The sequence below is a fragment of the Gemmatimonadota bacterium genome (assembly GCA_026706845.1).
Lineage (GTDB): Bacteria > Latescibacterota > UBA2968 > UBA2968 > UBA2968 > VXRD01.
In genome coordinates this window covers 1-5,975 of sequence record JAPOXY010000130.1, presented here as the reverse complement: position 1 = coordinate 5,975, position 5,975 = coordinate 1, and the positions used below count along the sequence as shown (strand labels likewise).

Genomic DNA, 5,975 nt, shown 5'->3' with positions numbered 1-5,975 from the left:
GTTCGCCACATGGGATAACGGAGCCAGCCGCTTTGACGGGGACGAGTTTCAGAATTTTACCCAACAGGATGGTCTTATTAACGACCGCGTTTCTTTTATTTTTCAGGACAGTCAGAAGCGGTTGTGGTTCGGTACAATGGATGGGGTTTGTTGGTACGACGGATCAGGTTTCCACCATTTGGAGGACGAGGGGATTGCAGGCCGTGCTGTGCAGTCCATCTACGAAGATCGTGAGGGTCGTATATGGTGTGGTGGTACTGGTACTCTGGCATATGACGACTGTACTGCTCGCCACGATCTGATTCCGATCTACCTTCAAGACCACGAGCAGCCACCTTCCCCTCGTTCCCCTAACCGATGTCGAGGCATTACCCAGGATCTTGAAGGCCACCTGTGGTTTGGCTTTAACTACCTCATCCGTTTCGATGGGACATCGTTCCACTGCTACGAAGAGGAAGATGGTTTTCCGTCACGCCGGACGAGCTATGCCGTGGGGCAGGACGCTACTGGCAAGGTGTGGGTTGGTCAGCGCAGACATCAGAGCGGACTCTGGTGCTATGCCGATGGCACCTTCCAGGCTGTTCAGAGAGATTTGGGTAGCGTTCTACGCAGAATTCAGTGCGACCGGGAAGGCCGAATGTGGTTCTGCACTTCAAAAGGGGTGTTCTATCAGGATGGTGATGGGTTCAACAGGTTTACTCCTGCCGATGGCTTACCACATCCCTCAGTCAAAGCCATGTACCAGGATCGGGAGCGTCAGTTGTGGTTTGCCACCTGGAGAGGTATCGGTGTTTACGATGCCCATAGTCTCACCATTTTTGATCTCGGTGCGAAGTTACCTGAATACACGAACGAGATCTCGCAACTCGTGCAAGACAGTCGAGGTAATATATGGGTCGGGTATGCGTCTCTGGGGTTCAATTTTTTAAAAAAAAGTATCGGTCGCCTCAATGGCGAGGATTTTGAATTTGTATGCATTGAGAATGGCGGTGATATCAATAATTGTTTTGCCATCTATGAGGACAATGACGGGGACCTGTGGTTTGGTGGCCGCAAGGGCCTGTTCCACTACGAAGGACAGAGGCTCAAAAAAATGCAAATGATCGCAGGTTTAGACGACAGAAGCATCAGTGCTATTGCCCAAGACTCTGAAGGGCAATTCCTTTTTGGGTATTGGAATAATAAAATAAAAAAAAAGGAAGAGCTTTATGTCAGTCCATTGAAGATTATTTACCAGAGGGGCGAGCAATTCCAAACTATTTTTGTGGAAAATAAAGATAAAGATCCTTTCAGCCGCATCGGCACTGTGATTGCCGGGCGCAACAACGAGATATATTTTTATTTGACCTGCCACAATTTGCTTGGTAGGGGCTTCGTGCGTTGGCACCCAGAAGATAGTCTTAAATTTTATGGGATTGAAGATGGACTGATAGACGACAGGGTCACAGGCCTGTTGTTAGACCGCCAGGGAAACCTGTGGGTTGCTACTCAAAGAGGTCTCAGTTGCTTTGACGGTGTTGTGTTCCACAACTTTACTACCGAAGACGGTTTGCCGAGCAACCGCATCCATTGCTTGTCTGAGGATTCTCGAGGTCACCTTTGGTTCGGCACAGACGCCGGTGTGGTTCACTACGATGGTCAGTTTTTTCAGACTATCAGGTCACCACATATAGAATTCGTTCTTCAGATACTCGAAGATCGCGACGGAACTTTCTGGTTTGGCACTGACGAGGGATCTATAGTACGCTACCGCCAGCGGCAAATACCGCCCCGGGTTCGCCTAATTCAAGTTATTGCTGATCAGGCTTATGAGAACTTTGAGGCAGCTATCGTATCTACGACGGAGCAACAGGTAATTTTCGAGTACAAGGGTCTGAGTTTTTCCACCCATCCCAGTGACATGCTCTATGTTTATCGCCTGGATGGATACGATCCCGACTGGCGGCCAGCAACGCACCAGATGCGGGCGCATTACCGGGACCTGCCACCGGGAGACTACACGTTTCAGGTCAGAGCGATAGATCGCGACCTCAATTACTCGAAGATAGCGCAGGTGCAAATTTCCTTAGAACCAGATCCGCGTATCGAAGCTCTGAAGGTTGCACTCAGCAGTCAGAAGGGCAACGAATTTATGGGTTATAGCGCGGTTCTGCACCAGTTTCAAATCAAACTCCTGGAGGTGGCATCCACTGATCTGACTGTGCTGATTCTGGGGGAAACGGGTGTAGGTAAGGGATTGGCTGCGCGGGTATTACACGCGCTGAGTCCGCATTGTGATGGTCCTTTCATCCAGGTCAACTGTGGTGCTTTGCCTGAAACGCTGATTGATAGTGAACTTTTTGGTCACGAGAAAGGGGCGTTTACCAGTGCAGTTTCGCGCAGGCTGGGCAAGGTGGAACTGGCTAAGGGCGGTACGCTCTTTTTAGATGAGATTGGGGATATGACTCTGCAAATGCAGGTCAAGCTATTGCGCTTGCTTGAAGAGGGCACTTATGAGCGCATTGGAGGCAACCAGACGTTGAAGATACAGACGCGGATTGTGGCAGCGACCAATCGCGATCTGAAGAAGATGGTTAGCATAGGTAAGTTCCGCGAGGATCTCTATTACCGCTTCAATGCTTTTCCGCTCTATTTGCCGCCCCTGCGCGAGCGCAAGGAGGATATACCGGAGTTGGCTGAGTTTTTCAAGAATCGCATGGCGACACATCTGGGTAAGCAAATGGCTCCCCTGATGCCAGAGGTTATCGAGGCGTTGCAAGCCAGCGATTGGCCAGGCAATGTGAGGGAATTGGAGCATACTATTCAGCGTGCTGTAATTACGTGCCAGGGATCTCAAATCGAAGTGGGCGATCTTGGACTATATGGTTTCCGAATCGAAGGCGTGGCTTCTGTTCACAAGTTAGATGAAGACCGCGAAATTATGCCCTGGGATGATTTCGAACGCCGCTATATCCTCGAAGTGCTCAAAGTCACCAACTGGCAGGTAAAGGGAGATAGGGGAGCAGCAACTCTGCTGAAATTACCGTCTTCTACCCTGTATGGCAAAATGAGAAAGCTGGGTATTAAACGTCCCCAATGAGGGTCACATTTGGTCTTTTGAGGCCAAATATGACCCTTTGAGCATAAATATTTGTTAATAAATAATATAAGAGCCATTCTGTTTTTTTGGGGGTCATATTTGGCCCTTTAATAAAAGTACAGTCTGGCTTTTATTTTTTTATCTGCAATAGAAACAATATCTTACGAAAAATATTCAGGGTGCCTTTACATTGGCACCAGTATTGCATTCTATAATTGAAATTATAGGACCAAATCCACACCACCAATCTACCTGTGAAAGTGTTCGGTCTCTGCTATGTCCCTGGTAATTATGGTCATTGCTCTGTTGAGTCAAACCTTATCTCTCGCTGCGGAACCTTCGCCTGATTTTGACGGTAATGGAGTTGTGGATGTTTCTGACTTTTTGCTCTTTGTCGATGCGTTTGGGTCTCAGGAAGGTGAAGAAAAGTATGAGGCAAAATACGACTTGAATAGCGATGGCAAGATTGCGACTGAAGATCTTCAAAGTTTTGTTAGTAGTCTTGGCAAAGATATCCAGGAACCATCTTCCTCTAACGCTGTTGCGCGTGCTGCTACAAACGCTTCGTCAGTAGCGATGTACTGGGTGGACAATCACCAGAATGGAATCCAGAGTGCCTACCTTGATGGTCAGAATACCCATAGCCTGGTTACTGGCTTGGATTCGCCCGTTGGCATTGCGTTAGATTTATCAAGCAACAAGATGTATTGGACAGACCGTGGTACAGATAAAATCCAGCGTGCGGATCTCAACGGTGAAAATATCGAAGATTTGGTTACTGATCTGAGTTCGCCCGTTGGCATTGCGTTAGATTTATCAAGCAACAAGATGTATTGGACAGACCGTGGTACAGATAAAATCCAGCGTGCGGATCTCAACGGTGAAAATATCGAAGATTTGGTTACTGATCTGAGTTCGCCCGTTGGCATTGCGTTAGATTTATCAAGCAACAAGATGTATTGGACAGACCGTGGTACAGATAAAATCCAGCGTGCGGATCTCAACGGTGAAAATATCGAAGATTTGGTTACTGGATTGGTTGGTCCCGCTGGCATTGCTTTGGATGTATCAGGGGGGAAAATGTACTGGGTGGACAATAGCACGGATAAGGTTCAGCGCGCGGATCTCAACGGTGAAAATATCGAAGATTTGGTTACTGGATTGGGCGTTCCATGGGGCATTACGTTAGATTTATCAAGCAACAAGATGTATTGGACAGACAATGGCGCAAAAAAGATCCAGCGTGCGGATCTTAATGGTCAGAATGTGAAAGATGTTCTCAGGATGGAATTCGGAAAGCCTGCGGGTATTGTACTTGGAAACAGCAATAGCAAGTTGTTGAACCGCGTGCCAGTATTTACGTCGAGGTCTCCTGTGGCACGCTCAATACCTGAAAACATCCCGTCGGAGCAACCGATAGGCGATCCCATTTCTGCGACAGATGCGGATGGAGATTCCCTTACATATAGCTTGAGCGGTGTAGATAAAGATAGTTTTACTATTGATGCACGCACGGGACAGATTCAGACAAAGGAAGAAATAATCTACGACTATGAAAAAAAGAATAGCTACTGGGTTACAGTTAATGCAAATGATGGTCGAGGTGGTAGAACCGCGAGTATTGTGGTGAAGGTAACCCTCAATGATGTGAAGGAACCACCACCCTTGCCACCGTCGAATTTTACGGTCATTCCGGACGACCGGTCTCTCAGTATCTACTACGCGGCGGCAGTCAATAAACCTGGTAAGCCTCCTATACGAGGTTATCATACCGAGATTCGCAAGGGTGAAGAAGGCACATGGGGAAACCGGAAGACCATCTATGGTCGCACTAATACGTCTGTTTATTACTATAAGTTAAAAGTTCCCCAGTATCGCGATCCATACTTGATCAATGGTCAATTGTATCAGGTTCGAGTTCGCACCTGGAATACGGATGGTGCAAGCGACTGGTCTGAGCCAATTTCAGGTACGCCAGTCTATAAGCCGCAAAAAGTGAAATCGGAACTTGCACAATTTCAGGGTGAGGGAGATATGGCAAGCGCGGAAATTGATCTCTCGAGTTTCACTGGTGAAGGGAGCAGAATCATTCTCAGGCGAACGGCTATTCCTGCTAACATCTCTCAGGAGGAGATTGAGGGGATCTTTGTAGAAATCCTCGAGGTTGACGTTTCCGGTGTACCGTCTGTTTCCCCTCATAGCGGGTTTACCTTTACCGACCTTACATCGCTTTTCGATATAGACTTAAAGGCTCTGGTCAGCAAGCGAAACGTTGATATCGACGATGTGTTGAGTGAGCCTGTGGAGATTTGTCTGTCTGTGCCAGAGGATGTTTTTGATCCGGTCATGATCTACTACGATGGGAGTCGCAGAGATTGGGAAATGCTCGAGGAACAGCGTGTGGATGGCAATGTGGTCTGTGCATTTGCCAATAGGTTTTCACTCTTTGGGGTTGCAGAGAAAGTCACTCTTCCGCCTCCGCCTCCGCCTCCACCTCCGCCTCCACCTCCGCCTCCGCCTACACTGTCGATGTATTGGGTGAGTTCTGTGAATAAAAAGATTCAGCGAGCTGATAGGGATGGTAGCAATATAAAAGACGTCGTTACGAGAATGGAGGTGTTAACAAACTTGGCGATTGCAGGAGACAAGGTGTACTGGACAGGTTATACCGGGACAGTATTCAATCGCCAGGGTAAGATTCAGCGCGCCGATCTTGATGGTAGTAATGTCGAAGACCTCATCACCACGGGATTGAAGAGTCCAACAGACATTGCGTTGGACGTATCAGGTGGCAAGATGTATTGGACGGACAGTTCCCGACAAAAGATTCAGCGCGCCGATCTTGATGGTAGTAATGTCGAAGACCTCATCACCACGGGATTGAGTAATCCAATAG

The 5,975-nt window shown here is 47.9% G+C and carries 2 protein-coding genes; both read left to right on the top strand.

Annotation, left to right across the window (positions count from 1 at the left end):
• The coding region (locus tag OXG87_12700) for a sigma 54-interacting transcriptional regulator (protein MCY3870412.1) at window positions 1–3,079 on the top strand (3,079 nt) is incomplete at its 5' end.
• Window positions 3,080–3,355: 276 nt separating this feature from the next.
• On the top strand, window positions 3,356–5,975 hold a 2,620-nt coding region (locus tag OXG87_12695), incomplete at its 3' end, for a cadherin domain-containing protein (protein ID MCY3870411.1).